The sequence below is a fragment of the Leptolyngbya sp. Heron Island J genome, assembly GCF_000482245.1.
Taxonomy (GTDB): domain Bacteria; phylum Cyanobacteriota; class Cyanobacteriia; order Phormidesmidales; family Phormidesmidaceae; genus Leptothoe.
In genome coordinates this window covers 1-26,744 of sequence record NZ_AWNH01000027.1, presented here as the reverse complement: position 1 = coordinate 26,744, position 26,744 = coordinate 1, and the positions used below count along the sequence as shown (strand labels likewise).

The following is a 26,744-nucleotide window of genomic DNA, read 5'->3' as shown; positions in this document are numbered from 1 at the left end:
GAGTTTGAGCGACTATGACCAAAGCTACCAAGACTTTATCTGCGTCGTCTCAGCCTTCAGCATAGAGCGTGGAGAGGTCGTCGCCTTATCCCCGATGCGCAATGGTCAAACGAGTGAAGTCGCGGTGGTTGAGGAGCTGCTCAAACAGCTTGAGTTAACGGATGTGTGTATCAGTCTTGACGCCTTACACACGAAAAAAAACCGTTGAGGCCATCTTGGCCAGTGGTAACGACTACTTAATTACGGTCAAGGGCAATCAGCCAAAGCTCCAGCAAGCCATCGCATCCGCATTTGAGCACTCCATTCCGACCCGGACCGTTTGTGAGCGCGACCGTTCCCATGGGCGGGACATCACTCGAACGATCAGCGTCCTGCCACCGCCGTCCGACATTGACCCAGCGTGGGTGGGTCTCCAGGCAATTATCAAAGTGGAGCGAGTCGGGTATCGTGGACAGACACCGTTTTCAGAAACTCTCTTTTACATGAGTTCTCGGATGGAGGATGCCCCAACCTTAGCCCACCGGGTCCGCCACCATTGGCATATTGAAAACCGATTACATTGGCCCAAAGATGCAGTCTTCAGAGAAGACTGGGTGCCGGTGTGTGATGGGCATGCCCTAACCAACTTTGGGATTCTCCGCACCGTAGCTATCAACCTCTTCCGAAGAAACGGATTCGACTCCATTACACACGGTATTCGAATGGTCGCACACGATATCGAAAAACTATTTTCCTTTTTTCAATAGATCAGCCCTGCTCCCAGGAGGGGAGAAATTGGCACATTATTAAATTCCCGATTCTAAGACGTTGGGGCATCTGCCGACTTTGCAAGTACGCGCGGGCTGCTGGCCCGCGCGTCATTAAGATGAACAACTATAGTGCGACACGCCACCAACGTCAGAAAACGCGCTAGGTCTTAGACGATAATATTTATCTTCTACCTCTTGTGATTGCTCATCATAGGGATAGCTAAATACTGCTTGCAACTCTTTAACTAACGTGTAGTCACCCTGCATGGCTTGTTGATAGGCAGGGACAACCAACCACTCTCGCCATGTGTACTTTGGATTAGTCTGTTTCATCTTTGTGGATATCTCAGCCAAATTGCCGTCGTTAATAAGGCCGCGCCAGCTTTTTAGCCAAGATTGCCATTGTTCCTCAAATTGTTGTGACGTTTTGCCATAGAAACTCTTTTTCAAGGCTGAGACATCGTCTGGTATATGGGATAACTCGCGGAAGAAAATGGTGTAATCCACATCTGAGTGGGTCATTAACTGCATTAACTTCTGAAATAGTTCTGGGTCAAATTCAGTTAAGCCAAGTTTGGCCGCCCACATTTTTTGAATTTGTTGTTGCATGGCTTCTGCAAAGCCACGGCCTACTTGATCAAACTGTTCTAACGCGTCAGCATCGTCTGCCAGTAGCGGTCTCACAGTTTTCCAAAACATATAATAATTCGCGTCTGCTGCGACTGGCTGATTGATGAATGCAAAGTGTTGGCCGCCGCCAGTCCATGGTTGAAACCAAGGGTCAAAAATTTCACAAAACCCAAAGGGTCCATAGTCGAGGGTAAAGCCACCAGCGGCGCAGTTATCACTATTAAAATTACCCTGGCAATAACCAACACGTAGCCAATTGGCCACCAGTGACGTAAGCCGCTGGCGAAATAGCTTAGCCAGCTCAACCAATTGATCTGCAAAACTAAGGTTTTGATTAATCTCGCGTTTGTATTCTCGCTCAATTAAGTGGGACACGATCATGCGCAACTCTTCTGATGCGTTTGGATGAGTATTGCTACGGGCACGACGGGCAAATAACTCTAACTGACCAACGCGCAAAAAGGAGGGTGCAACGCGAGTTGAAATGGCTACAGGATTGTCCACCAAAACATCAGGCTCGGTGGAGCAAGAGTCTTGAGAATACCAAGGCCGGGTAACGGTCTCAGATTTAGAAACATACAGTGTGAAAGAACGCGATGTTGGCACACCTAAAGCGTGCATATAGTCTTGCGCTAGAAACTCACGCACACTTGAACGGAGTACTGCGCGACCGTCGGCACCACGGCAATAAGGCGTTGGGCCACCCCCTTTCAATTGCATTTCCCAACGCTGGCCATTGATGATGCCTTCAAATATAGATATTGCTCGACCATCACCATAACCATTACCCGTACCAAATGGACAATTTTGGATATATTCGGTGCCATAAATCGACAATGCATAACCAGTCGCCCAGCCAACCTGACGCATGGGCTCATGGGCAGCAGAAAGATCACCCGAAAATACCTGGCAAAATTTTTCATTCAGCGCTAGCTCATCGCTCAACCCAAGTTCCTTAAAAAAAGTACTGCTGTGGGCTACATAGTCTGGTTCTGGAAGCGGCGTGGGTGTCACAGGTACGAAATGACCAGAAAAAACCTGGCGGGCACGGTGATCATCCCCATCGACCGTGGCATCAGGATCGGCATTTAAGGTATCCATCAAGGAATAGTCTGCTAATTGCACAAACTCGTCGAAGGTGGGTACGCAGGGCTCAGCAGATGGTGTAGATGGATATGACATTGTTGCTAGCGCGAGAAAGATTTATGTTTAATTGTAAAGGCTGGCATATTGAATGTGGGGCTTTCTAGACAATCGACTACTCCCTATTTTGCGCAAGGTTAGCTGGCTACATCAGATGTAAAGAATTTGGTTTTCCATTTCATCTGATGTAGTGCTGTCGAGAATTGTAAGTAATCTACGCACGATTTCTGTATAGGGTCGTCTAACTGCAATGATAATTCCAGAATGAGATTTATTTGTTTTAAAGTACTCTTGAGCAAGACTTTCAAAGTCAGTGCGATTGTGCGTTAGGATGGCCGCTCCAAGGCCGGTAGCAAATTCTAATTGTTCTGCATCCGATTTTCCACGCTGTCCGGCTTGTGTTGTGGTTGTTGCATTGAAACCACGAGAACGCAACAGATTTGAAATTAGAACGTCAACGTCTTCATCCAAATAAACGTGGATAAAAATATCACTCATAGATTCTGCACTCGTGGATCAATCAGCTCATCAGGAATACGATTTTGCTCAATGTATTCGTTGATTTCTGCTTGATGATCCAGATAATAGCTGAGTGCGTCAAAAACCTGGGATAAACCGAGGTGTGGCAGTCTTTGGGGGATTTCCTCCGGTGAAACTCCAATACGCCACATTTCTACAATTGCTCTAACAGGCGTACGAGTACCCTTAATAATGGGCTCATTGCTCAGTATTTCGTCATTTCTGACAATATGGCAGTGCTCTGTCGTTTGTACCATACTGATGTTCCAGAGGGATCACTATATAGAATCGATTCTATTTTAGCTTGAAAAGAAATTTCCGAGTCCGTTCAATCTGTTGGGGTAGATTAGATGCTCAACCTGACGTATGAGTACAAGCTAGAAGCGGAACCCGATCAGATTGAGCACGCTCTAGAGATGTGCCGTAAGGTCTCGAATTATGTGTAGAAGGAACAACTTTTCCTGACAGGTAGCTCACTGCCTAGACGCTGATTGGTGACATCCCCAGCAACTTTCAAATAGGATTAACGCTCTCGCTCACCGGATACAGACAAATTTTAGAACTCAACTAACTACTATGTTGATATATCCCGGTGCAGCGCGATTGTTGGACTGCTATTGTGTTACGCTCACTAGACATCTTCAATTGAGGCGCGATCAATACCATAGATCTGCCGGGTCGACTTTTAAGCAATCACCCGATTATATGCTCGCACTTCGTCTGTGGTTAGAAGCTTCACGGCGGAAGAACGAGAAGAAGCATCAAAGTCGAATAGAACTCCTAGCGATGGGGATACTGGATAGTAGAGTGCAAGCTTCTGCGGAGGTACGCCTGGCTCAAGATCGATCGCTCCCATATTTACTACTGGCTGATCTCCGGTAATAAGAGGAATAGAATTGGCGCGGAGAAACGTTACATGCAGGTTATTCCTTCGAAACCAAAGTGCGCGACCAACATTGCATGAATAGATTGTACGCATCAAACCAAAGGATGCCTCAGCATTGAAACCTGGCATCTTACTCAGCACGCTCGTCATACTGGCCAACATGGTCGGCGTGCGGAAGGATTGCGCAGCTAAAAACCAAGTATGGAAGATAGATTCCTTTAAATCAGTCAACAACGTAGGATCCTCGTTACGAATCGATTCAAGAAAGGGAAGTGCCCGCTGTTCAAGGTCAGCCAGCATATCTTCCTCCAGGTTGTTGATAGACGCGTCTAGGGCAGCATTGAACTCAGGAGAACCGGTATCCTGGTACTGCTGCTTGAGCTTAAAGAAATGTGTGAAATGCGGAATCCATCCCTCGGCGATCTTGCGTAAGTCTGGTTCCAGTGGTTCTATTGCCAGCTTTCTGACCACAAATAGGTCAAACTCGGACATCTCACGAAGGCAATAGAAATCTCGCTCGTGGGCAACGTTCTGCGTGCTTGCTGGGAACACATTTTCGCCAAAACGGCACCGTAGCTTACCATCGGGTGCCCACGCTTCTAGGTAATGTCTCCATACATAATGCTGGCGGCGCTTCTTAATTATCCTGTTTTTAGTCAAGAGGCCCTCTTACAAACTCGTTGTCATCATTTTCACCACTGAAAAACAAAGCCTAATCGTAGCAGGACGTGGTCGATCCAACTCCTATTAGACTGATAGCTTCAGTCTATCTGCCCGAAACAGGGTGAATATGTTGATTCTTCGCAAAATATCTCGCCAAGTCAGGTGGATAGGCTGCAAGTTGTCCACATAGTAAGCTCAAATTAGTTGAATATATCGCTAGTTTCAGTATAGCTGCCGAGTTTTCCCAGGAAGTTTGTTCTGATTTCAGATCAAAATAAATACATTGGTTCTGTACCTGCCACCTATAGAAGCACAACTTCGAAAGCTACCAAACCAGGTCAGAAACCAGATTCACTTAAAGCATCACTTTTATCGCTGATTTACTGCCGATGCCAACGAACGGTTCCACCTGGTTGATCAACCACCGTAACCCCCACTGCCGTTAGCTGATCGCGAATATCATCTGCTGTTATAAAGTCTCGCTGTTGTCGAGCTGTTTGGCGCTGCTGGATCAATTCTGAGATCGCACCCTCATCCAAGTCACCCGTTGCTCCATCAGTATCACTCTCGGCTTCAGCCTCTAACCCCAGTAACCGAGCCAAATACAACAACGTTTGCCACTGCTACCAGAGAAGCTACGAACTGGATTGGAGCTTCCCTTCATACACCAGACGGTTCTCCCGTCACAACGCAGTGTTAGCCGTCTTTATAGGGGGATTTTGGCAATTCGATTGCTCCATTCTTCAGCTGTGCTTACTGACCAAATTAGAATCAATTCCTCGATCACAGTTTCTAAAGCTGTCTTCCTAGAAACAATCAGCACCCCTGAACTCTGATTACCGACTATGAACTCTGCAAACTCAGTCGGCATTGTTCTGCGGTCATGAGTTACTAAAATACGCTGCTGCCTGGCCGATAGCGCCAACACTTCTGAATCTTGTAATCCCTCTAAATCCGCTTCAGTAGCGGTTTGAAAGTTGATGTTAGGCTGTCGGCGGATAACTCCCGTCAAAATTGCTTGATTTAAGTCGGCATCAGCTTGAAATTGAACGCTTGCCATTATGTTTGCTGTGCTGATTCTCTTGCAGCAATTAGCTTTTGATGTAGAGCAGGAGCATCCATCTGCAAGGGTTGTGGCATGGCATCAAATGCTTGCTCTTCTGAGATTAGGTAAGCATCAATATCAGATCGATTGGCCAGGTAAAAGGTAATTGCTCCGTATACCTGCTCCAAGTCCAACAAAGGATATGATTGAGCGATGCTTTCAGGAAGTAAACCTTTGTGGAAAGCATAAACAATAGAATCCAAAGAAATTCGGGTACCAATGACCCAATATCCTTGTTCTTTGAACTCTACATATGGTTTTGTTGCAAAGGCTGTCATGATATCGACCTGAAGAAACATACCTCCCAAATTATATCAAGTACGTAAAAACTAACCCCGTTTAAGGTTTCTGGGTAAAGCTACCAGACCCAGTCAGAGACCAGATTCACTTAAAGCATCACTTTTATCACGCTGATTTACTGCTGATGCCAACGGACGGCTCCACCTGGTTGATCAACCACCGCAACCCCTGCTGCCGTTAGCTGATCGCGAATATCATCTGCTGTTATAAAGTCTCGCTGTTGTCGGGCCGTTTGGCGCTGCTGGATCAAGTCTGCGATCGCACCCTCATCCAATCCACCCGTTGCCGCGTCACTGTCGGCTTTGGCCTCTAACCCTAAAGCTTGGGCCAGGTGCAACAACGTTTGCCACTGTTGCCAAAGCAACTCCGGACTAGATTGAGCCTTCCCTTCATGCACCAGACGGTTCCCTTCTCGCTGCAGTCCTTTGGCCAGCTCAAACAGCACGACCAGAGCACCTGATGTATTCAGATCATCGTCCATTGCGGCTTGGAACCGTTCGACCCACGGGTCTTCTGAGCTAGGTGCCTGAGGGGAAGACTGGATGTCGGCAGCTGACAACGCTGTTCCGTGATGGTTGCCAAAGAGAAGTCCGGCTTTTAGCGTTTGCCAACCGTTGATCGAGGCTGCGTATAGCCCATAGGGCATTCAAGAAAGGCGAAGTCGCTCCAGAGGAGCCCATTTTCCGACTGTCTCTCTCTCTTGGTCTAATCCACTATGGAATAAAGACACGCCTTGCACCTCGATAACTATCAAGACTAAGCGCAATCTCAATCAGGCTTTCAACGCACCGCTCTCGATAGTCAGGATCGTTAAGCAGTCGATCAGCATTACTAATGGTGATCACGGGGAGCGACTTATCTGTACTTTCCTCGCGCATCACTTGCTCCAAGGAATCTTTACCCTTCATACTTCGATTAGCTGTCAGCAGAACCATTTGTTTTTGCTGAGCCAACCGCCAAACCACCCTATCATCGCTATCAGTTGGTAAGTCGAGTTCATCAAATGTGACGAATTGGATGGATACAATATCAAGCCAACCTTGGCTGGCAATAGCGCCGAAGAAAACTAAAGCATGACCTTTAAGATTGTGGTCGATTAGACAAATCATGCCACTGACTGACGTTTAGCTTTAGCGGCCCGTAATTTTTCCCAAGCAGCTTCAGTTCCTGGTTTTGGCGAATGTAAAGCAATTCGTGCAATTCGTTCACGATTTTGCTCTGCGTAGTACTGCCGAAGTTCTTCGGTCTCTTGGATAACTTGTTCGTATTCCGCTTCTACTTCAGCACGGTTTGCCTCAATGTAGGCTAGAGCAACGTCAATTTGCTCCTCCGTTAGCTCAAATAAGCCTTGAATAAACTTAGACGGGTATTCAGCCAAGACGTAATCCATCACATCATAGAGTGTGATGCGGGTACCTGCGATAGTTAGCCCCCGTTCTGTGCGGATAATCGCTGATTGATAATCAGTTTTAGGTGTCACCATGGCACTGCTATTTCAATCTGCCTCCATAATAGTTCAGATGCAGATAAGTCAACGGACGGCTCTATCTGGTTGATCAACCACCGCAACCCCTGCTGCCGTTAGCTGATCGCGAATATCATCTGCTGTTATAAAGTCTCGCTGTTGTCGGGCCGTTTGGCGCTGCTGGATCAAGTCTGAGATCGCACCCTCATCCAATTCACCCGTTGCCCCATCAGTATCACTGTCAGCTTCGACCTCTAACCCCAGTAACCGGGCCAGATGCAACAACGTTTGCCACTGCTGCCAGAGCAGCTCTAGACTGGCTTGAGTCTGCCCTTCATGCACCAGACGGTTCCCCTCTCGCTGCAGTCCTTTGGCCAGCTCAAACAGCACTGCCAGAGCACCCGATGTATTCAGATCATCGTCCATAGCGGTTTGGAACCGTTTGACCCAAGGGTTTTCTGAGCTAAGTTCCTGAGAGGCAGACTGGATGTCGGCGGCTGACAACGCTGCTCGGTGATGGTCGCCAAAGAGAAGTCCGGCTTTTAGAGTCTGCCAACCGTTGATCGAGGCATCGCTTGTGTCACCTCTTTGCAGAATCAAGCCTCCAATAATGGCTCTCGGACGATGGCTCAAAACAGCAAGGTGAATCCTTTATAGGTAGACGTTATAGACATCATCCGGAAACAACTCCGCCAGGGCCACCACATTGGACTGAAGTTTGTCGATGCGCTCCGATTCATTGAATGGTTAGACCCGCAAACGGAATCTCATCTTGCAAATGCCCTGTTTCAGGAGCAAACTGAGCAGAAAAACTATATTCCTCTCTATAAAAGGATTTAAGCGGTTAAATTAAAATCTTTTCTTAAAAATGGGGTTGACGAGAGGGTTTTGGAAAGGTTACAAATAGTTCAACGACAGCGCATTCTCTACACCGCGCTAATCGCCACATCGTCGTTCTAGGTATTCACAATGCAATCCACTCTCTACACCGCTTCATTCCACGCTGTTAAGTTTGCCCTCGACACTATCGAGGCTGGTAAATCTACTCGCCGTTGGTGGGAAACCGATGAGACTATCGCGCCATTGCTCAAGCTAGTTCTTGAGATTGTTTGGCTGACTATCTTGTTAGCCGTGGATTACTTCCGTTCCGGTTCTGCCGAGTGTCACTATCGCTTAGCGCTACGCACCGCTTGGCGTTGCTGGAATGCCAGCGTTACCGCCTGGGAGTATATTAATACCCTGGTCGATGACGGCCTAGGCCTGTACGGACCAAGCCCAATATGCGATCGCATCTTTAGTCAGTCCGCTCAGCTAGTTGAGCTGGAGCTGCCCACGATCGACCCCACCGCACATCTGATCGATGGCGTGCCAGCTGATGAATGGTTTGCCCGGCGGATTGTGATCCATTAAGCAACACTTACGGGGCAGACTCTCATGACCGCCCCGTAAGTCAAACCCATCCACTGATACCACCACCTGAAGCGACGCCCTCGATCGCGGCCTTCCGTCTAGCTGAGTAGTCCGGCCTACTGGACGGGCTTTTGGCATATGCCCCCTCTATTGCTACACCTGTGCCAGCTGCATATAGTGCCAAGAATCCGGCCCATGCTCTATCAGCGTGGCCCGTTGCATCAGCCTCAGCATCAAATTTAGGCGCACCACTTAAGGTATTAGTGCGCTTGAGTTTGTGGAAATCATCACGGCAGGCCCGATCGATGGGTACACGCCACAGTCGCCGCTCAAATGCCTGCTTGCCGATGGTGGCCAGCTGGTATTTACTCTGGATGCTGAACGAAATACCTTCAACCACAGAGGCCCCGTACCGGCGCTGGGCGTCTTCTACTGGCTTCTCTCCCATACCGGTTTTGTCCATGGCGATCCGAGCTGGGCGATACGTGCGGACTAGCCTATCCAACTCAGCGTCCTGCTCGGCAAAGCTGGCCTTTTTAAGAATGGATACCTCACGGGTCCACAAGACATCGCCAATGCGCTCCAACACCCAAGCAACCCATAGATCACGATGACGACCGATATCATTACCGATGTACGTAGCGTGCCTCAGATACCCTTCCGGGTGCCCTGCATCTTCGTGCTCGCAGGTCTGGATGAGGTCGTAGGGTAGCCAAACGCTAGCTTCGTCAATCCATTGAAGCTCGAACTCTTGCGCCCATCCTTCGGGATCATTGAGTGCTTTTCTCTCGGCCTCAATATCAAATTCTAAGCCCGCCTCAACGGCCTGGTAGATGTCAACGATGTGCTTGGACCAAATACCCTCGTCGTCGTTGACTAGTCGGTAAAATACCCGGTTGCGACCACCCTTAGGAGTGCTACTGACAATCACTCGGAATCGGCCGCGTAACACCGGCAGCATGGCTCGCCAGATTTCTACGTCGTCTTGATGAATGCTGAACTCATCTAGATACACATTGGCCGTATACCCACGGGCGGTATCAGCGGAGGCTGGCAGGCTGATGATTCTACTACCACAAGGGAACCTAATCTCATGCTGCGTGTAACGTCGCTTGCCGTCCTCACTGACAAATTCTGATGTCTCAATCTGCAGTGGCAACAGGTAAGCTCTGCAGTGGCGTTGCGCCTCTTGGATCGCTTCCATCGCCTGTCGGTCACCACGACTCAGGATTACCCAAGTGGTTCGTCGTCCTTCTGCCTCGGTTGAAAAACAGTCATCAACAATCTCAAGCGTGACCGTAAAAGTTTTTCTGCAGCCGCGGCCCCATAGCAACAGCTTGAACCGGCTACGGTCATTGAAGCAGTCAATCTGGTAGGACAGCAAAGAGATAGCGGGCATTAGTAGATCCCGTAGATTTTCTCTTTTACATCCTTAAGCCGCTCTTTGCTGAAATCTGGCTCCGGCGCTGCAGCAACCTCAATTGTGTCTGGTGGCTCAATGTTTGGAACTGCCTTCATCGCCGTTGCGATCGCAGTCCGAGCCGCGTTGATGCGAGCATTAGCCGAATACTTGTAGTCAATGATCGGCTGCCCGTCCTTGCCGACAATGATGTTGTCGTACTTATCTCGACGCTCCTCGGTCGTGCTCATTATCTCGTGACAGGTTGCGATCGCAAGTTTGTAGATGTTGGCAACTTCTTGCTGACTTGCCTTAAGTGCATACTGAATCTCTTCAGATTGAACGCCTTGGAATTCAGCGATTTTCTTTTTAAATGCGTCAGATTTTCTCCAAGTACGAATAGTTCGATCAGTAACATCACAGGCCTCGGCCACGTTAATGTACCGACTGCCGTTAGCCAGCATTCCAGCCGCCTTGATCTGATTGGCGCTAAGCCTTCCGTGACTTTCCGATTTCTTCCGATTCCGAGGCATTAATTTTCAGTGTCAATGACCGCTCTGACGGCTGCGTCTTTGGCTTCCAGCAACTTCCTTAGGGCTACGGCTGTCTCTCGGCTATTTGGTGCAGACTCAGCCACTGTAGACGCCAAATCGCAGAATGGCTTAGATATTCGTTGCAGATTGTCGGGCAGGTGAGCGTAGGTAAAGAATTTCAAGACGTGCTCAATTGCTGGGTTCATAATCACATCAGGCTAAGAACAATGATCGCGATCGCAATAAGGCTGGCCACCACGCTAAACAAAATGGGTGACTTATCTAGCAACTGGCTTCCAAGGGTTGCTAGTCCACTCCAAGGGTGAGCCACCTGGGCAACCTCCACCGAGGTTTTCAGCCATGCTAGCAAGAAATGTTCGCCCCCCACGTACCGGCGAGACATGACGATGTCTACTAATTTGCCCTTAATCATGTACCGACCATAGGCCGGGGGAGACTGACGCAAAGCAATTTGGACTTGACTGGCCAGCATGTCTTTGCGATCGACCAGTGAATCCAGTAGGACGTTGTTCTCACTAACGGTCAGGTCTCCGGGTTGATAGCCCATGGTTTTTTCAGCTTGAAGATCGGTCTTGACGATCAGAGCGCCATCGAACTGACCAGCTGCATCTTTGATGACCCTGATCAGCAATAGGCCATCATCCGAAATGATTGATTCACTTCGCCAGACGTCAATAGCAGCAGCGCTGCACGTCGCCGAACCATGGAGAGTTTCTTCTGTGCTTCCAGTAGAGTGCCGGATCAAAAAACCGCTGGCCTCAATGTTGTTAGGATTACAAAACCGCAGTACATCGCCGACTGCAAACTGCCGCCATTCGCTACTAGGCACCCTGACCCAGCCTGTCTGACCCTCGGTGCTGATAAAAGTACCGTTTCGTGATGGAGTCCAACCTGCCTGCAGAGGTTTTCCGTCCCTAACCCATAGGGTTGATTCACCCTCTCGGAATTCCAAGGTGCAATGTTTTTTGCCAATGATGGCAGGTGCCTTTCTGAATGATAGATGTCCTGGCTCATCAACGCTTCGCCCAATGGTTACGCGCCCATTCTCATCGACTTTATCCTTAAGTTTTATCCTGGAAGCAGGAATTCCAGGCTCGCAAATTTCAATGGCAGTCATGCTTCAACAATGACACGACCGGGTTAACAACGGGTCAAAATCAAAGGATAGCTGAATTTGTCAAGCGCCAGGTTAAGACCGAAGTCGCACGGGTGCTCACAACCGAGGTGGGGATCACCGAAGGCCGGATTCTGTATCTATAGTCATTAAACCTGGTTTGATGGCTGGATGTCAGGAATCTAATCCTGGGCACCTTGGACAACAAGGTCAGTCATACTAGCCAAATGTTGAATTTTGCAACTTATTCCAACATTTTCGCATTTTTACGGGAAAGGATTGCCAAAGTCCAGTTAAGCAGTATGTCTTCAACTCCATGCAAGCTCGGGCGTTCCAGATAAAGTCATTGCCAACGTTTTGTAAGGGCTACTGGATGTAACGCTCGCTAGGTATGGCGTGTACTGATCCTGTAATAGTTTTTCATACTTTAAAGGCGTGTCTCTATAGCAGGCAGTATATTAGCTTGACTAAGGGTGGCCTGGGTCGCGAACTAGACCTAAATGAAGCGATGAACGTGTCAACTCCCTTTTGGAAACTAAGGTAATGAATCTAAGTTTATTGAGAGATGAATTTAAAGCTGCTTGGCGTTTGGCTAATGATGACAGCTCTGTGGCTTTAACTGATTCTTCTAGACTGCCACATGAAATTGCATTGGACATGATTGAGTCTAGGGTGACCTACTGGGAGCATTATGGTTGGGTCAGCGTCTGCTTAACGGCACTGAACAGGTTTATGATCCAGGGTGGAGAAGGAACAAAAGTGTTAGTGGCCGAACATTCTCAGTGGTTATTACACGAGGCCCCTGAAGGAGTAGCGGATCTATACCCCACACTCAATGAGTATGCGTTTGGCAAAGCTGTTAATACTGACCTAACCTCACCTATTATCAAGGACTACATGGACGAAGGTATTACAAGGCTGACAGAACGCAGTCGGCTACCGTCAACAGCCTAATGTTTTTTCTTGGAAAAGAAACCTACAACCGACAGCAAAAGTCAAGAAAGATTGCTACATTTTGAAGGAAGTTGATATGTTCATGGGCTCTGATCAGCATTCCATGAACATGCTAACGGAGGGGCAGCCAAAACACTTAAGCCAAGGTCACTTTAGGTGAAGAGAGCAGACATACTGCTCCTTCATATTATGAGTAACTTCCTATAACAAACCAGCCCTCGGTGCCTTACGTACCGGGGGTTATTTAATGCAGCAAAAGAAAACCCCCAGTGCTGGTCCTAGGGGCAAGGTGTCTTACAGATATCGTGCTCGTTAAGAAAGACGAGCGCTCTAGTCGCAAAAGTTCCGTATAAATACCTTTACCTAAGAGGTATAAGGTACTACTGTTTTCAAGGAAATACCTTGGTGGAGGCACCCAGTTGATACTTGCCCCCAGTATTTTTTGTTAGGCCCATCCTCAAATCGGGAATTCTTGATTTGGCAAACAATAAAACCATCGCCCCCGCTAGGACCCCTGAACGCTAGCGGGGGTTTTTGTCTGATTCTTTCAAGCCAGAGCCGATCCCTTGCTGACTCTTCTAAAATAAAAGACGCCCACCCCTGAGCGCCCTGTAACTGCCAATTCAATGTGACGTGAAGATCGCAAGCTCTTTGCTTAACGACAGCCCCATGCTAAGAGAAAAGATCGCGCCGAAACGCAGTCTTGGAGTTTTTCATGATTAGCCATATGCGCCGTTAATAGCCATTATCATTGTCTTGATCAGATCCTCTGCCCGGATCTCCCATTCTTGCCAATCTAGCAATATGAACTCTATTTCTAAGTCGATGTGCTTGTGAGCCTTCGTCTACTTCAATATTATTTTCGTACCGTAGGATATCAATTGTAGTTTCTAGTAATCTGATAGTTCTTTCGTGCTTTTGTATTTTTTCTTTTTCAGACTGTTCCTGGCCTTGATTCTGCCTTAATGAGGCAATCTCTCTTTTCAAAACTTCGATAGCTTCTTGATGACTACGAATAGAATCTCTGATAGCTTCTTGTCTGACACCAGTAACTCCTTCTTCAGCTACTGGATTACTTGACTGACTCACATTAAAACCACTATTCTCTTCATTTAGTAAATATCCATTAGATTTGGCTTCTGTTTCATTGGCGTGTACACCCTCTAAGCCACCAGTCAATTCTTGGGTTAAAAATTGTGGAGATGACTGTTTAACTGGCCAATCAAGAGTTACGTCTGAATTAGAAAAACCATCTACATCTTTATCAGAATGAATAGATTCTATGGCTATTGTTTGCTCTATGCCTTGGCTAGTGAAATTAGGCTGAAGAAGGCTTTCGGGAGATAGCTCGTTTGAGACTTCCATCTCATCTAGAGTCGCTTCATGTTCACTAGCTATCACTGTGGTTTCTTCTGAGAAAATATCGTCCTTCACATTTAGAGATGGATCTAAATCAGACGCCAATGCTCCATTTGTGACACATAAACTTACACCAAAAATACTTGAAGATAGCACTAACTTTTGAGCTGATGAACGTTGCATAACTCAACTCCTTAAAGAGTAATTTAGTAATAAAAATTTTCCAGAGAATCTACTGAAAACTTCTATGATTCTCAATTCAATCAGGACCTTTTAGTAAGGCGATCTCACTAGCCAAAGGTCTAGAATTTCGGGAGTGTCCTGAGTGATTCTTTGCCGTTTGTTTTGAAGTTAGTCTTTGTCTGTTGCGCCTAGCCATATTTCACTTGCCACCTTGTCCTCAATGACATACTTGAGCCTTATTAAAGTGTGCGATTGCCTTAACTCGTCTCCGAGTGTTTCGACAACTCAGAAGTTCATGGCCCGTGCTGTAGATATTGCAGCCCAAACTCAAAACCTTAGAACGACCTGAATCGGTCAGCATCTTGAGCACTCTCTTATGGCCTAAGCCATTCTCAGTTACCAGAAATGATTGGCCAGATTCTCTTAGCTCAAACAACAAACCCGGATCATCCAACTCAGTCGCGACTCTCTTCTTCTGGAGGATGTCGAGGTTGCGATCGCATCTCCATCGATTACTGAGTCTGCGTTTAATGGTGGATTGACTCCATTCAGTTGCGTTGGCGAGTCCAGCAATCGAACAACCGGGAATCGTAAACGGTTCGGACACCACGACCAGGCTCTTTACCCGCGACACTTCCTCGCAGGTCGCCATCTTTTCAGGGTCCAATACCAATTGCTTTGCTCGGCCTTTCTTCGCTTTCCTGGCCGCCCAATAGGCTTGCTTCTGCCGATACTGGGCTTCTAATGCTGTACAGAGTGCTTTAGCTTCACTGCGGCCTAGATGATGCAGCTCAACGTCTGCGATCGCGCCAAGGCTATCCACACCTAGAGTATTTTTCACAGCGCCAATGCCAGATAGGTAAAGTTCTACCTGGTCATCCATCCACCGACGCCCCCGGAACCATCCCCGCTCCAGTCCCTGCCTCACCCACCGCTGCACTGTCCTTACAGAGACGCCCATAAGGTTGGCTATCTCTGCGTAATCAAATACCACCCAGCCACTACCCTGGAAATCCAGAGCACGCAGCAAGGTCCATAGCCGACCACATTCATGGCCATGGTCTAACAGACGGGTATAGATTCGGACAGTCTTAGGAATCTGCATTGCACAACAGGCCGGTTCCCAGAGAGAACCGGCATTCCTCGTATTGATGGGCTATGCGTTAATGCAGCCGGGGATTAAGGCTGTGAGTAACCGTGCCATCGTTCAAGCCTCCGCCCACTTCTTCACAGCCGCTTCGATTTCAGCCTTGAGTTCTACTTCGGCATCGGACAGTAGCGCCTCAATTCGCTGCGTCGATGGCGTGCGCTTGGATAACTCCCAGGCCAGTCGGACCCAGATCCAAAGAAGGAAAAGTCGTAGTGTTTTCATGGTGTCCCCCTACGCTGCGATCGCAACGATTGGACTCTGAAGCGTCGGATGCTGATCGCTGTAGTCGGAAAGGGCGCGATCGCAACACTGCTCGTAGCTGCCGATGAAGGTCTTGGGGTACTCAGAATAGCGACCGTACTCCCAGTTGAGGCCGAGGCTAGGGTGGGTTTGGATAAGGCCGATGGCGCGATCGTTCCAGGTAACCGCGTGCTGGCTGTCAGAAGATTGCGTGATTTCAAGCCCTTTGACAGGGCTTTAGGTTAGAGTTTTCATTAGTCTCGATTGCTATGTGGTTGAGGCTGCATGGGTCGGGTGTCCAACTTTCCACGGGAAGACATCCGGCCTTTGCTATGGCCTTGATTAAATTATTACTCGTCACTCATTGCTTGTCAAGTATTGCTTGAATAGCTATAATTATTGCATCACAAACGAGGATGATAACGGAGGTGATTTGAGTGCAAAAAATGAAGGTTCAAGTTGAAATTGACCTACCTGGCCTAGGACAAATGTTGAAAGAAGCGCGTGGCGAAAAAGAGCCTACGCCGGTTGCTTACGAGTTGGGCATGACTCCTGCAAACCTTTATCGCATTGAGTCTGAGAGCAATAAGTCTATTTCACTTGAGCGACTGCGAAGCATGGCGCTGATGTATGGCGCTGATGGAAAAAAAATTTTGAGTCAAGTTAGAGAACTTCTTCTAGAAGAGTTAGGTGTTGAAGATGGCTAACATTGTTGCTGTTTCAGGTAAAGAAACTGAAACCATTTTTGATCAATTGCGCCAAGTCGATAGCCATGGTATTGAGTATTGGAGTGCTAGACAGTTAGCCGCCCCTTTGGGATATCCAAAGTGGGATCGATTTGGCAAGGTGATAGAGAAAGCTGTACTAGCTTGTGAAAACTCTGGCAGTGAGGCTTTCGACCATTTTCGAGGAGCCTCGAAAATGGTCGAAACTGGCTCAGGAGCTAAACGAGAAATAAACGATTTCAGGCTGACTCGTTACGGTGCCTACCTCACTGCCATGAATGGCGATCCACGTAAGCCAGAAATTGCCGCAGCCCAAGCTTATTTTGCGGCTAAGACTAGAGAAGCTGAAACGGTTATTCCAGCCCAGAACGCGAGATTGGAAGAGCTGCGTTTAGAGTTAGCTTTAGCTCAATCCCGTGAGCGTCTTGCCTCAGCTACTCAGATGCTTTCTGCTATCAACCCAGCATTGCCCGCCTTAGCTTTTGGCAAGCCTGAGGCGGTTATTGAGGTGGAGAGACCAGTAACCGTCATTCTTGATGCCCATGGACGTGCCGAAAAATATGACGGGTTGACCATCACCGAACTATCCAGGCGTTACGGCTTTGGCAAAGGCAAAAAAGCTAACGATGCGTGTCGTCAGTGGATTTCGTCCATGGGCATTAATGAAGCTCAATGGATTCATGAACCAGCCGCCCATGTTACCAAGAAGCTTCCTAGAGAAATGCTGAGTGTATTGGATCAGAACTTTCAAGGTGGCAGAGGAGAGCGGCAGCGGTTGGTGGGGGAGTGAAAGGGTATTGGAGTTGTTTGAGGGTAGGTATTAGGGACCGCAAACATAATCTCACTTCACTACCACGCTCTGAGTATAGCTACTTGGTCATTGATAATAATGTTGAAAATTTTAGGATACTAACTTAGTTGTTCAAGGAGTGTTTCTATTGTTAGACTTATCCGATTTATCACGACAGCTTTTTTAGCGTCTTAGTATATTGTTCTAATATCACTGAAATCGTTGGCCAAACGGGATTGTCATATGCTAAATATTTTTCTGCTGAGGGTACTATTTGGGAACTTTCTAAAGCCGCATCATATTGTTCCACCAATTCCTCTAGTGTTGGAAAAAAAGGATCTTCAGATACGAAAGCAGAATTACATGTATAACTTCTGCCTGGTGATGGGATAGGTCTCAACAATTCAACCTTTACTTGTAAGCTAACTTTAGTTTTGCCAGAATCTTCAATTTTAGACATGAGAGTAGATAGCTTAAATCTATCTAAACTCCCTTCTAAATAGCCAAATGAACAAGGGATGTTAAATCTATCGTTTACCTGAGTAAACACCTTCTGCAAACATCCTCTAATTTCGAGTGACATATCAACTACATAATTCAGACGTTCTATGCCTTCAGCAGCAGGAAAAAGAAGCGCCTTATCAAGAAGAACTTCACTCATTATGGTTTGATGTGATAGGGGAAACTTTTCATGAAATATCGGCCCAAGAAACTTACGGATTTCTCCAAACATTACCTTCCGCCGATATTTCGGCACAAACAAAATATGGCATGTGCAGTCCCATTTTGAATGAGGCAAGTTTTGATACAATTCCATCATTGTCTGTTCCTCCTACGGATTGGCTGATTCAAGCCACCGTAGGAGTTACTTTAATGCTGGAACGCTCAAAGCTTTTCTAGTCTCACTGGTCAAACCAGTGGCTTCCCTCGGTTATGTAGTAAAGCATCAGAAGCATTCATAGTCGTTAAATGAACTACAAATGCAGCTATATCCGGGAGGACATCCAAATACATCACAACTTGATCCACCTGGGCAGTCTCTCAATAATTCATCAAGATCTGCCAAAGATTCAGGAATCCATTTAAAAGCCAAGGTAAACTTGCTCTGTTCCCTAGCTTTAAAGTAGTTCATTGAATCTTTAATAAGTATCTTTTTAACCGCTTTCTCAGGATCTTCAGGCGCTGGAACAACGTAGAAACTATGACCCATAATTAATTTTGGCTCGCGGCTTTCCTTTAAAATTTCTAGGGCGTTAGGAGGAGTTAAGTTATCTCCATACTGCGAGAGGCTTTGGGCAAAAGATGGTTGACTACCCATGCTTGTGAACATGCAAGTCATAAGCAAAAAGCTCAAGAAAAAATTCACTAATCCTGTCATTTTTATTAACCTTATAATAAATGAACGAAGCAAGAGTAAAGCAGCCGCAGTATTCACTGAGCTTCCGTGTGCAGTGACTTGCTAGTACAGCTTGGCGGAAATAGACTCACCGACCTGAAATACGTACTGTTGCCATACTACAAAGCTGGCAAATCTAGATGGTTGGCTTACTTCTGTCGCAGAGTACTAGGCAACTACTGAGTAAAATAGCCACAAATCACACCGCTTTGAATCATAACTACTTGTCATATGAAACGGATGCTTCTGCAATAAAAAGTCAGAGAATGTAGATTAGATGGACATTGGTCTACCTACCATGCAGATTTAAGCGATTACCTGGAAGGTTATGTATATTTCCTAAAGACTTTCTGTCGTGGCACCGTCCTGCATGCTCGGTCAGACCTTAGTGGAGAGTTTTGGAGACTTCAGGGCTGAAATGTCCGACTAAGGTCGGAGGTGGGGTTATCTGGTGGTGGCAGTGAGTTGGGCGTAAATTAATCAGGGAAAATCCTACATGGCCCATATGGCTTTTAGGCTATTCCCAGGTTTTCTGCCGCTGCTCGTTCACGTATTTTTCTGCTGTTTCAGGACTCTCAAGCCAGTAGGAATATCTTTGAGAAAATCTTTGAGAAAATCTTTGATACAAAATATCGGCTAACTTGTCGCAGTCTCTATCCTTGCCGCCGTCAATTTCAATACTTTCTGGGAGCGCAGCATTGCATATAAAAGGCGGGTTTTCACCCTCTAGTTGCGTCTGAGTGAGTCCTCGGGATTTGCGCAAATCTGTGGCAAGGAATATAGCATCGCGGAGGTCGGCGTCGTGGAGGATGGCGTAGCGGAGGATGGCGGCGGCGAAGAAGGCACCGCGGAGGTCGGTATAGCGGAGGTCGGCACCGGCGAAGAAGGCACCGCGGAGGTCGGCATTGTGGAGGGTGGCACCGCGGAGGTCGGCATTGTGGAGGGTGGCACCGCGGAGGTCGGCGTTGTGGAGGTCGGCAATGCGGAGGTCGGCGGCGCTGAGATCGACCCCACTCAAATCAGCGTCTGATAACCTGGCTTGCTCAAGCGAGCGACAATGACCAAACACTCGCTCTAAGAAATAGTTAGAAACTGCTGAATCGGATTTAGGTAATGAGCAGCCAGCTACTAAACTTTGAACCGCTTGTTTTTCTTCAGATTTATTCTCGCTATCCAAGCGGCTATAGTCTTTTTTTATGCTGCCTTCTCGTATAAAGTGTTCTGCTGGTGCTGCAATAATCGCAGCTGGAATAATCAACCAAATAGATGCTTTCAGAAGATTCCAGCGTTTCTGCCAAACACTTTTTTGGATGAAATTTTTAGCAGGATCAGACAGGGGAAGGGTGTCTGATTGCTGTTTCTGGAATCGGCGTGCTTCCTTTAGGGGAAAGCCTTGTAAGAGATATCCCTTAGATTGTCCATGTTCTTGCCAGGCCACGGCATTGGCTTCAATACGTCGCTGCTGCCGCAACAAATCCCGATTTGTTTCAATCCATTGCCTGAGTAATCGCCAATGTCGAATTAGGGCTTCATGAGCCACATCAACGATCGCACGCCTATCTTTGGCCTCACCTTTACCCGTCACTTCACTGGTGACCAACAGTCGATTATCTTTGCTGGACAACGTGTCAATTACGGCTCTCACTCGCCCGGCTGGATGCACCGGCTCAGATATCAGATTGTCTGTAAACACACGCCGACGGGTATCTTCAGTCCCCTCACCCAGTTGAGTTAATTGCTGAAAGATATGCTGTACCGTACGCTGCTGGTTGGTATCAAAGCTGTCGTAAATGTCACTTGCTCGTTTATCCAGGGTGCCGGTAATGCCGCCAAGCTCCTGATAGGTCGAGAACATGAGCGTACTCTCCTGACGACGCTGCCACAGTTCCTTTAAGGTATATTGCAACAGCGGCAAGCTACCCGGTGCACCTTTGATATCAGCGAGAATTTCGGTAACAAGAGCAGATTCAATCGTTAAATTAACGTGCTCAGCCGGTTTACAAATCGCTGCTTTCAACTCATCTTCTGTGAGGGGTAAAACACTAATGGTATTGATCGGAAGTGTTTTGGCTAGTCCACTATAGTCTTGCTCTAAACACTTGCCGACAAAATCTGCCCGCATGGCAATAATCAAGCAGAGTTTGTCGCCCGTCTTTTCTAAGGCTCCCATCAAGCAGCTAAAGAACTGTTCTCGTTCCTCAGCACTGTCACAGCGGGTAAAGACTTCCTCGAACTGATCAATCACCAAAATGGTACGCGGTGCCGTGGACGCCTGCACCAGTCGTTGTAATCCTACAGCTCCTTCCTTAAGCAATCCAGCCGCCCGTCCTTGAGCTTCTGCCCGGTCTAGCTGTGACCCACCTTCAGGCACAAAAATAGCGGCTAGGTTCTGCATGGGATGGCTATCTGGGCGGGTAATCAAAATCTGCCATTGGTCACTACCCGCAATGCGTCGTCCCAGCTTTAGCTGATGGAGTAACCCAGCTCGTAAGACGGATGATTTACCATTACCTGAGGCCCCAACCAAGGCCATGAAGTTGGATGTTCTCACCTGGTCCAGCAGTTGCCCAATCAGCTTCTCGCGTCCAAAGAAGTATTTTGGGTCATCCTCATTGCAGTCAAAGAACTCCAACCCCTTATAGGGACAGATGCCACTGTCTACTGATGTCTGCTTTGTTGTTGGGTCTTCAGCTTGCCAGGTTCGAGTCAAGTTAATGGCTTCACCAAAGTTGGTACAGACCGGTGTTTGCAATTCACCCTTCAGCGCCTGGTTCACATAATCCACCAGGGCAAAGGTATCAATCCAGCGTCCTGGTAATCGGGATGGGTTGAGCCCTTCTAGCAATGCGTTGGTTAATACGCTGTAATGACTATTGAGGTCTTCCCAGGAGGTTTCAAAGTCACGAGATGATGCGATAAAGCAGCGATCGCGACTTTCACTGTTCCCTGGATTAGCCGCACCCACATTGACGATTAGAGAACCACTATGGCAGCAATCTAGCCAGATGATTTGTTGCTTTACCTGGCTTTTTGAGAGCAGCCAATGTAGCCATCGTAGAGATAACCCTGCTCGTGGATTATTTGGGTTGGTATCACTCGTTGCTAGATAGCCTTGGTCAAAACCCTTTTCATCAGGGAGGCCATGACCAGAAAAATAAAACAGTGCTGCTTCCGGTGCCTGAGTACTACCAGGCAAAAATAGCTGCTCTAATGCCCGCTCAAGCTGTAATTGAGAAACTTTCTGTGTTGCAGATACTACAGGTTTATTCCCATTAGCCTGGTCAATTTGCTCTGGCGCTCGCCAAATCCTAAAGTCCCCATCTTGCTCCAGACGCTTAGCAATGGCTTCAGCATCTTTAGCTGGAGCTTTGAGGGGTTGTAGATACTGATAGCGATTAATTCCGACGATCAGGGCATCGCGGCTCATAGATGCGACTCATGGCTTATTTTAATGTCAGCATAGTCTTTGTTTGCTCAGACAGCGGTACTTGCACAGGTAGTTTTTAAGATTCCAACCCATGGCCCAATTAGCCCCTATCCAGCTTGAAGACGGCACCATTATCTACATCGAAGCTGAAGAAGGTATTACACCTCCACCAGTATCGGATGCTGACGGACCTACTCGTACTCCAAAAGGTCCTCGTGAGCAGGCAATCCGAAACTTTCAGGCCATGCAAGGCACCATCCGTACCTATACAGCCCATACCCTTAATGCGTTCAAAGACATGGCCACGGCCAATGTGGACAAAGTTACCCTGGAATTTGGCATCACAGTCGCTGGCGAAGGTGGCGTTCCCTATGTGACAAAGGGTAGTGCTGAATGTAACCTCAAAATTACGGTTGAGTGTTCGTTTCCAGAACAGAAAGGTTAACCAGGTCTGGGATGAGGTGGACTACTAGGGTAGAACAAACCTGCTTTTCTAAACAAAAATTTCTCCTGTTTCATTATCCAATTCAGGACTACATCGCATGTCCTTACTGGCAGGCGTTACAGCCATAAAACCTATCGAACTAGTGTATTTGAAAATAGCAATTGCAACAGGCTCTATTCCTTTTGGCCAGAGGGTTACGGAGCTTTGTCAAAACAAAAATTTCTCCTGCCTCATATCACGATTTAATGGTTTAGATTTGGCGATATCTAGTCACTACACAGGTGAAGCCAATGCAACGCATTTTCCTGATCGCCATACTTTCCGTCACGACTGTCGCAATTACAGCGATCAGTCTCGACTACACAGGCATAGTCAAGATGGCCTGTTCTCAGGAAGGCTGTGAGGTAATAATTCACCAGGGGACGTTTTCTGATAACCACTTCAGGCTTATGTAAATTATGCTGAGCCGCTGTCTATACAGTGACGTGAGTGAAAGAGGGAATCAGCATGGCAAATGAAGAGCACCTGAAGATACTGAAGCAGGGGGTTGACGCCTGGAATCGTTGGTACAAAGACAATCCTGAAGCCCTTCCTAAAATTGTAGGCTCTAATTTTGTTGGTTCCCTAACCCATGGTGCCGATCTGAATGGCTCTGATCTCAATAACACCAAACTTAAGGGCTCTTACCTTATTGGGGTCCAACTTATCGGCGCTAACCTTAATGATGTCGACCTTCGTGGTGCCGATCTTCGTGGTGCCAACCTCAGTGATGCTAATCTCAGTGATGCTAATCTCAGTGGGGCCAACCTCAGTGATGCCAATCTCGGTTATGCCAATCTCAGTGATGCCAATCTCAGTGATGCTAATCTCAGTGGGGCCAATCTCGATGGGGCCAATCTCAAGGGTATTCAACTCTACGAAAGTAATCTAGCTAACCTCAATTTGAGTAATGTCAAGGGCCTAGAAACATGCCGTCACTCTGGGCCTAGCATCATTGACCATCGCACACTAACTCTCTCCGGCCAGCTACCCCTCACCTTCCTACGCGGCGTAGGACTATCAGATACCTACATTGACTACATCCCTTCACTGTTCAATCAGCCCCTTCAATTCTATTCCTGTTTCATCAGCTATTCCAGCAAAGACCAGGAATTCGCCGAGAGACTTTATGCGGATCTCCAGAACAAAGGTGTTCGTTGTTGGTATGCGCCTGAAGACTTACCCATCGGTGCCAAGATCCGCATAGGCATTGATGAAGCTATTCGTCGTTATGACAAGTTATTGCTGATCCTCTCAGAGAATTCAGTTAACAGCCAATGGGTAGAACAGGAGGTTGAAACGGCCTTAGAGAAGGAACGAGAGCATAATAATCAAGTTGTTCTGTTTCCTGTCCGGTTAGATGACGCTGTGATGAACTCGGGGGATGGGTGGACGAGGCTGATCAAAAACACCCGAAATATTGGTGACTTCTGTCAGTGGAAGGACCATGATGGGTATCAGAAAAGCTTAGAGCGGTTGGTTAGGGATTTGAAAGCGTCTTTGGCGTCTAAGATGTAGGGGAAGCGATTGAGTCCAGGTTGCTCACACCTCCGGGTGAGAATAATCAAGAATGAGGAATAACCATGAGCCAAATAATCTTCCACCTGGAATGCACTCCTGCAGATTTGATCCATTACACTCCGGACGAAAATATCGACACAGAAAACAAAGTTTAGGTTGAATCAACAATCTTTTCGATTCTGTTCAGATTGAGTGCGAGCAGCTATTTTTTCAAAAAACACTGCTGGAGCAGCAGATCCGAGACCTGGGCGGTGAGCCCTGGCAATTACCAGAGAGTAACGAGGTAGACACTAATGACTAAGACAATGACCCAGGGCAAGATGCTCTTTAAGCTCAAGGAACTGATGGCCAAGTACGACGTATCTGGCAAAGCACTGGCATTACGACTGGACGTATCCAGCAGCACTATTTCTGAATGGAGAAACGGCAATAAGCACCCAAGTGTCCCGAAGGTGAACCAGATTCTGAACGCTGTACTGGAGTTGGGTGACCAAGAGCGGCTGAAGTTTGAACCACTCACCCTGTCAGAGCTACTTGAATGGCGTTTGGATAGATAATTGGCCTGCTTTACCTAAGGGAATTTTTTTTACCTTGACTGTGCTATCGTTGCCACATCTGTATTAAGAGAAAATCAGCAGGCATATTTTTTTGGCCTTAGTGAGCCGTTGGCGGCACAAAAGAGCTGAAGCTGGTTCGGTTAGCAATATATGAGAATAAGAAGATGAGTGAGATAATCGAGTTTCGAAATATCGCAGACGAGATAACCATCAGAGAAAGTGATGGTGTAGCAATTGTTAGCATCAGAGCCGCAGGACGCTTGGCCGGTAGAGGCGAAAACGCCTTACGAGAGCATTTTAAGGGTGCGCAGGTAAAGCAGGGTAAATTGACTGAAATGCTTGCAGCTAAAGGATTTTATGGTGCGCAGGTAAGTCGCTTCTCTGAGAATGGCATCCCCGATCAAGCCTTGGGGGTGATCCTTAAATACTATGCCTATAAAGCTGGTCGATGGTGTACTGAGCAGGCTGAGCATGCTTGTGATCAGTTTTTGGACATGGGAATTCGAGCCACTTGCTATGCAGCCAAAGGATTGGTCGAAGTTAAAAGCACTTCCTCAGGGCCCGTCTCACTAGAGTTACCCTCAGCCGAAAAAGCAAAGCTCGCGATTGAGATCGTCAGAGAAGCGTTTGCAGATCTTGAGTTTGGGAATAGCCCCCAACAGTCAAACAGCTTGAAGGCGGGAATTTTATTATCGACGGCTCAAGAGGCTTGCCCTGAGTTAGCCGCGTCTCTTTTGCCTGCTCAGAAATTTTTGGCAGCGACTAATACGGTTGATGCTGAGGATGTTGTTTGGTTGACTCCGACCTCTTTGGGTAAGCGTTTAGGTATTAGCGCTGTCAAAGTAAATAGGCTACTGAAAGAGATGGGACTGCAGATCAGTAACCAGAAGCCAGCCAAGGGTGAGCCCAGCTACCTGCCCACAGAGAGAGGCAAGAATTACTCTTCAATGACTTTAGCCAGTGGGAAAGATGGTGATATGACCACCTACCAACACCTTAAGTGGAGTGAGCGGGTGTTGGAGTTGTTTGGGGATGTGGCGGCATGACCCACATCACTGAACCTTGACACAAAAATACCCGACTGTCTGGGACAGAGCCGGGTTTATTGGTTGGGCTGAGTTGGGGGTTGTTTTTTGTAGTAGATTCCTCAACTAAGATAGTTTCAGATTAAGACTGTACATTACTGAATACAAAAACACTGTATTTACTCCAGCCTTTTATCTGATTTATCTGGATCAGAATCCAATCTAAAACCTAAAAAAGCAGTAACACCAGAGACAGCAAGGCATATGCCCATAACATTTGTTAGCGCGTTCTGATTTTTTTCATCCTGATCTGTCCAATCTCTTGTGTTGCGTGCCAGCCAATCACCTTCTAATTCTCTCTCATAAGCACCCTTTAGATAAAACATGAAACCTCCGACACACAAGAAAATAGCGGAGACAGCTAGGACTGCTCCTTTTGCAACTTTTCTATTCATAAATAATTTTCTTATTTATTGACTATTGCAATAGCCATAACACTTAATGATTAATATATATCAACAATTTTCCTTGTATGTGTGCATTCGGTAAAGAAGCTACGAAATAATAATATAGGTGCTATTTACCCCGATCATGCTGAACACTGAAGCCATGCCACTTATCGTAATCAGCTACCTCAGGATGGGTTGCAAAGTAAGCTTTGGTAGTGCCATGACGAGAGCCTGATAGGCATCTAACGTTGGTCTCAGATAGCCGATACATCTGCCCTAACTCTTTGTCTTTGTTGTAACCCTGAATAGCCTCAATCGCTTGCCTTCATGCGCGATCAGACCTTAGTGGAGCATTTGGAGACTTTAGGGCTGAAATGTCAGACTAAGGTCGGAGGTGGGGCGATCGGTTGGTAGATGTGGTTCGTTGATGAGTGTCTTGGATCAGAACTTTCAGGGTGGTAGAGGTGAGCGTCAACGGTTGGTGGGGGAGTGAACGGGCGTGCAGTGCCGAGAGTGGTTGCATTCATCCGATAAGATGTCCTATTAA

General features: G+C 47.2%; 34 protein-coding genes. 12 read left to right on the top strand and 22 right to left on the bottom strand.

The window, feature by feature from the left end; all coding sequences use genetic code 11:
- Both N836_RS77465 and N836_RS48325 read left to right on the top strand, forming a co-directional pair.
- A partial coding sequence (locus N836_RS77465) for a hypothetical protein (RefSeq protein WP_023071856.1) occupies positions 1-208 on the top strand: 208 nt, incomplete at its 5' end.
- The gene (locus N836_RS48325; protein ID WP_051394543.1) at positions 162-746 is read left to right on the top strand and encodes an ISAs1 family transposase; all 585 of its coding nucleotides are present in this window, start codon (positions 162-164) and stop codon (positions 744-746) included. The genes N836_RS77465 and N836_RS48325, both read left to right, overlap by 47 nt.
- A gap of 114 nt (positions 747-860) precedes the next feature.
- On the opposite strand, the gene N836_RS48320 is transcribed toward N836_RS48325, so the two are convergent.
- From N836_RS48320 to N836_RS48270, 11 genes are all read right to left on the bottom strand, one after another.
- Positions 861-2,561 (bottom strand): protein adenylyltransferase SelO, encoded by a 1,701-nt coding sequence (locus N836_RS48320; protein ID WP_023071925.1) that lies wholly within the window; start codon positions 2,559-2,561, stop codon positions 861-863.
- A gap of 111 nt (positions 2,562-2,672) precedes the next feature.
- Positions 2,673-3,020, bottom strand: a complete 348-nt coding sequence (locus tag N836_RS48315) for a DUF5615 family PIN-like protein (protein WP_023071924.1) — start codon at positions 3,018-3,020, stop codon at positions 2,673-2,675.
- The gene (locus N836_RS48310) at positions 3,017-3,298 is read right to left on the bottom strand and encodes a DUF433 domain-containing protein (RefSeq protein ID WP_023071923.1); all 282 of its coding nucleotides are present in this window, start codon (positions 3,296-3,298) and stop codon (positions 3,017-3,019) included. The genes N836_RS48315 and N836_RS48310 overlap by 4 nt, the downstream gene beginning before the upstream one ends.
- 428 nt (positions 3,299-3,726) lie before the next feature.
- Positions 3,727-4,587: a DUF4238 domain-containing protein gene (locus N836_RS48305; protein WP_023071922.1), complete on the bottom strand. Its 861-nt coding sequence runs from the start codon at positions 4,585-4,587 to the stop codon at positions 3,727-3,729.
- 383 nt (positions 4,588-4,970) lie between these two features.
- The gene (locus N836_RS48300; RefSeq protein WP_235071066.1) at positions 4,971-5,192 is read right to left on the bottom strand and encodes a CysS/YqeB C-terminal domain-containing protein; all 222 of its coding nucleotides are present in this window, start codon (positions 5,190-5,192) and stop codon (positions 4,971-4,973) included.
- 104 nt (positions 5,193-5,296) lie between these two features.
- Positions 5,297-5,650 carry a DUF5615 family PIN-like protein gene (locus tag N836_RS48295; protein ID WP_023071920.1) on the bottom strand — a complete coding sequence of 118 codons (354 nt, stop codon included), beginning with the start codon at positions 5,648-5,650 and terminating at the stop codon, positions 5,297-5,299.
- Positions 5,650-5,973 carry a DUF433 domain-containing protein gene (locus N836_RS48290; protein ID WP_036052798.1) on the bottom strand — a complete coding sequence of 108 codons (324 nt, stop codon included), beginning with the start codon at positions 5,971-5,973 and terminating at the stop codon, positions 5,650-5,652. The genes N836_RS48295 and N836_RS48290 overlap by 1 nt, the downstream gene beginning before the upstream one ends.
- A 137-nt stretch (positions 5,974-6,110) precedes the next feature.
- Positions 6,111-6,641: a DALR domain-containing protein gene (locus N836_RS48285; protein ID WP_023071918.1), complete on the bottom strand. Its 531-nt coding sequence runs from the start codon at positions 6,639-6,641 to the stop codon at positions 6,111-6,113.
- Positions 6,642-6,708: 67 nt separating this feature from the next.
- Positions 6,709-7,104, bottom strand: coding sequence for a hypothetical protein (locus N836_RS48280; RefSeq protein WP_023071917.1), 396 nt, complete (start codon positions 7,102-7,104; stop codon positions 6,709-6,711).
- Positions 7,101-7,478, bottom strand: a complete 378-nt coding sequence (locus tag N836_RS48275; RefSeq protein ID WP_023071916.1) for a DUF433 domain-containing protein — start codon at positions 7,476-7,478, stop codon at positions 7,101-7,103. Before N836_RS48275 ends, N836_RS48280 begins: the two co-directional genes overlap by 4 nt.
- Before the next feature lie 48 nt (positions 7,479-7,526).
- Entirely contained in the window at positions 7,527-8,093 is a 567-nt protein-coding gene (locus N836_RS48270) for a DALR domain-containing protein (protein ID WP_023071915.1), read from the bottom strand.
- Between the two features lie 336 nt (positions 8,094-8,429).
- Here N836_RS48270 and N836_RS48265 point away from each other — a divergent pair, with 336 nt between their 5' ends.
- Positions 8,430-8,870, top strand: coding sequence for a hypothetical protein (locus tag N836_RS48265; RefSeq protein ID WP_023071914.1), 441 nt, complete (start codon positions 8,430-8,432; stop codon positions 8,868-8,870).
- Positions 8,871-8,910: 40 nt separating this feature from the next.
- On the opposite strand, the gene N836_RS48260 is transcribed toward N836_RS48265, so the two are convergent.
- Genes N836_RS48260 through N836_RS48245 form a run of 4 tightly spaced genes read right to left on the bottom strand, consistent with a single transcriptional unit; the run spans position 8,911 to position 11,940 of the window.
- The gene (locus tag N836_RS48260) at positions 8,911-10,269 is read right to left on the bottom strand and encodes a phage terminase large subunit family protein (RefSeq protein ID WP_023071913.1); all 1,359 of its coding nucleotides are present in this window, start codon (positions 10,267-10,269) and stop codon (positions 8,911-8,913) included.
- Positions 10,269-10,802, bottom strand: coding sequence for a hypothetical protein (locus N836_RS48255; RefSeq protein ID WP_023071912.1), 534 nt, complete (start codon positions 10,800-10,802; stop codon positions 10,269-10,271). Before N836_RS48255 ends, N836_RS48260 begins: the two co-directional genes overlap by 1 nt.
- The gene (locus tag N836_RS48250; RefSeq protein ID WP_023071911.1) at positions 10,802-11,008 is read right to left on the bottom strand and encodes a hypothetical protein; all 207 of its coding nucleotides are present in this window, start codon (positions 11,006-11,008) and stop codon (positions 10,802-10,804) included. Before N836_RS48250 ends, N836_RS48255 begins: the two co-directional genes overlap by 1 nt.
- A 2-nt stretch (positions 11,009-11,010) precedes the next feature.
- Positions 11,011-11,940 carry an FHA domain-containing protein gene (locus tag N836_RS48245; protein WP_023071910.1) on the bottom strand — a complete coding sequence of 310 codons (930 nt, stop codon included), beginning with the start codon at positions 11,938-11,940 and terminating at the stop codon, positions 11,011-11,013.
- 540 nt (positions 11,941-12,480) lie between these two features.
- Here N836_RS48245 and N836_RS48240 point away from each other — a divergent pair.
- A complete protein-coding gene (locus N836_RS48240) occupies positions 12,481-12,891 on the top strand; it encodes a hypothetical protein (RefSeq protein WP_023071909.1) in 411 nt (136 codons plus the stop codon).
- A 735-nt stretch (positions 12,892-13,626) separates the two neighbouring features.
- On the opposite strand, the gene N836_RS48235 is transcribed toward N836_RS48240, so the two are convergent.
- The 3 genes from N836_RS48235 to N836_RS76425 all read right to left on the bottom strand — a co-directional run bounded on the left by N836_RS48235 (position 13,627) and on the right by N836_RS76425 (position 15,805).
- Positions 13,627-14,433 carry a hypothetical protein gene (locus tag N836_RS48235; protein WP_023071908.1) on the bottom strand — a complete coding sequence of 269 codons (807 nt, stop codon included), beginning with the start codon at positions 14,431-14,433 and terminating at the stop codon, positions 13,627-13,629.
- 217 nt (positions 14,434-14,650) lie between these two features.
- Positions 14,651-15,538, bottom strand: a complete 888-nt coding sequence (locus tag N836_RS48230) for a hypothetical protein (protein ID WP_023071907.1) — start codon at positions 15,536-15,538, stop codon at positions 14,651-14,653.
- 102 nt (positions 15,539-15,640) lie between these two features.
- Complete coding sequence (locus N836_RS76425) at positions 15,641-15,805, bottom strand: hypothetical protein (RefSeq protein WP_023071906.1); 165 nt, start codon at positions 15,803-15,805, stop codon at positions 15,641-15,643.
- Positions 15,806-15,853: 48 nt separating this feature from the next.
- On the opposite strand from N836_RS76425, the gene N836_RS48225 reads away from it, so the two are divergent.
- The 3 genes from N836_RS48225 to N836_RS73080 all read left to right on the top strand — a co-directional run bounded on the left by N836_RS48225 (position 15,854) and on the right by N836_RS73080 (position 17,338).
- Positions 15,854-16,069 (top strand): hypothetical protein, encoded by a 216-nt coding sequence (locus N836_RS48225; protein ID WP_023071905.1) that lies wholly within the window; start codon positions 15,854-15,856, stop codon positions 16,067-16,069.
- A 200-nt stretch (positions 16,070-16,269) separates the two neighbouring features.
- Positions 16,270-16,530: a helix-turn-helix domain-containing protein gene (locus N836_RS48220; protein ID WP_023071904.1), complete on the top strand. Its 261-nt coding sequence runs from the start codon at positions 16,270-16,272 to the stop codon at positions 16,528-16,530.
- Complete coding sequence (locus N836_RS73080) at positions 16,523-17,338, top strand: BRO family protein (RefSeq protein ID WP_023071903.1); 816 nt, start codon at positions 16,523-16,525, stop codon at positions 17,336-17,338. Before N836_RS48220 ends, N836_RS73080 begins: the two co-directional genes overlap by 8 nt.
- 169 nt (positions 17,339-17,507) lie before the next feature.
- Here N836_RS73080 and N836_RS73075 read toward each other — a convergent pair whose 3' ends face one another.
- The 3 genes from N836_RS73075 to N836_RS48210 all read right to left on the bottom strand — a co-directional run bounded on the left by N836_RS73075 (position 17,508) and on the right by N836_RS48210 (position 22,161).
- Positions 17,508-18,158 carry a transposase gene (locus tag N836_RS73075; RefSeq protein WP_023071902.1) on the bottom strand — a complete coding sequence of 217 codons (651 nt, stop codon included), beginning with the start codon at positions 18,156-18,158 and terminating at the stop codon, positions 17,508-17,510.
- 126 nt (positions 18,159-18,284) lie between these two features.
- Positions 18,285-18,773, bottom strand: a complete 489-nt coding sequence (locus tag N836_RS48215) for a hypothetical protein (RefSeq protein WP_235071065.1) — start codon at positions 18,771-18,773, stop codon at positions 18,285-18,287.
- A 478-nt stretch (positions 18,774-19,251) separates the two neighbouring features.
- Positions 19,252-22,161 (bottom strand): nSTAND1 domain-containing NTPase, encoded by a 2,910-nt coding sequence (locus N836_RS48210; protein ID WP_023071899.1) that lies wholly within the window; start codon positions 22,159-22,161, stop codon positions 19,252-19,254.
- Positions 22,162-22,252: 91 nt separating this feature from the next.
- Here N836_RS48210 and N836_RS48205 point away from each other — a divergent pair, with 91 nt between their 5' ends.
- The 5 genes from N836_RS48205 to N836_RS48190 all read left to right on the top strand — a co-directional run bounded on the left by N836_RS48205 (position 22,253) and on the right by N836_RS48190 (position 25,769).
- Positions 22,253-22,606, top strand: coding sequence for a CU044_2847 family protein (locus N836_RS48205; RefSeq protein WP_023071898.1), 354 nt, complete (start codon positions 22,253-22,255; stop codon positions 22,604-22,606).
- A gap of 290 nt (positions 22,607-22,896) precedes the next feature.
- Positions 22,897-23,061, top strand: coding sequence for a hypothetical protein (locus N836_RS76420; RefSeq protein ID WP_023071897.1), 165 nt, complete (start codon positions 22,897-22,899; stop codon positions 23,059-23,061).
- A 52-nt stretch (positions 23,062-23,113) separates the two neighbouring features.
- Complete coding sequence (locus N836_RS73070) at positions 23,114-24,163, top strand: toll/interleukin-1 receptor domain-containing protein (RefSeq protein ID WP_023071896.1); 1,050 nt, start codon at positions 23,114-23,116, stop codon at positions 24,161-24,163.
- 296 nt (positions 24,164-24,459) lie between these two features.
- On the top strand, positions 24,460-24,723 hold the full coding sequence (locus N836_RS48195; protein ID WP_023071895.1) for a helix-turn-helix domain-containing protein: 264 nt from the start codon (positions 24,460-24,462) through the stop codon (positions 24,721-24,723).
- A gap of 164 nt (positions 24,724-24,887) precedes the next feature.
- Positions 24,888-25,769, top strand: a complete 882-nt coding sequence (locus N836_RS48190) for a hypothetical protein (protein WP_023071894.1) — start codon at positions 24,888-24,890, stop codon at positions 25,767-25,769.
- Positions 25,770-25,927: 158 nt separating this feature from the next.
- On the opposite strand, the gene N836_RS48185 is transcribed toward N836_RS48190, so the two are convergent.
- Positions 25,928-26,203: a hypothetical protein gene (locus tag N836_RS48185; protein ID WP_023071893.1), complete on the bottom strand. Its 276-nt coding sequence runs from the start codon at positions 26,201-26,203 to the stop codon at positions 25,928-25,930.
- Between the last annotated feature and the right edge of the window lie 541 nt (positions 26,204-26,744).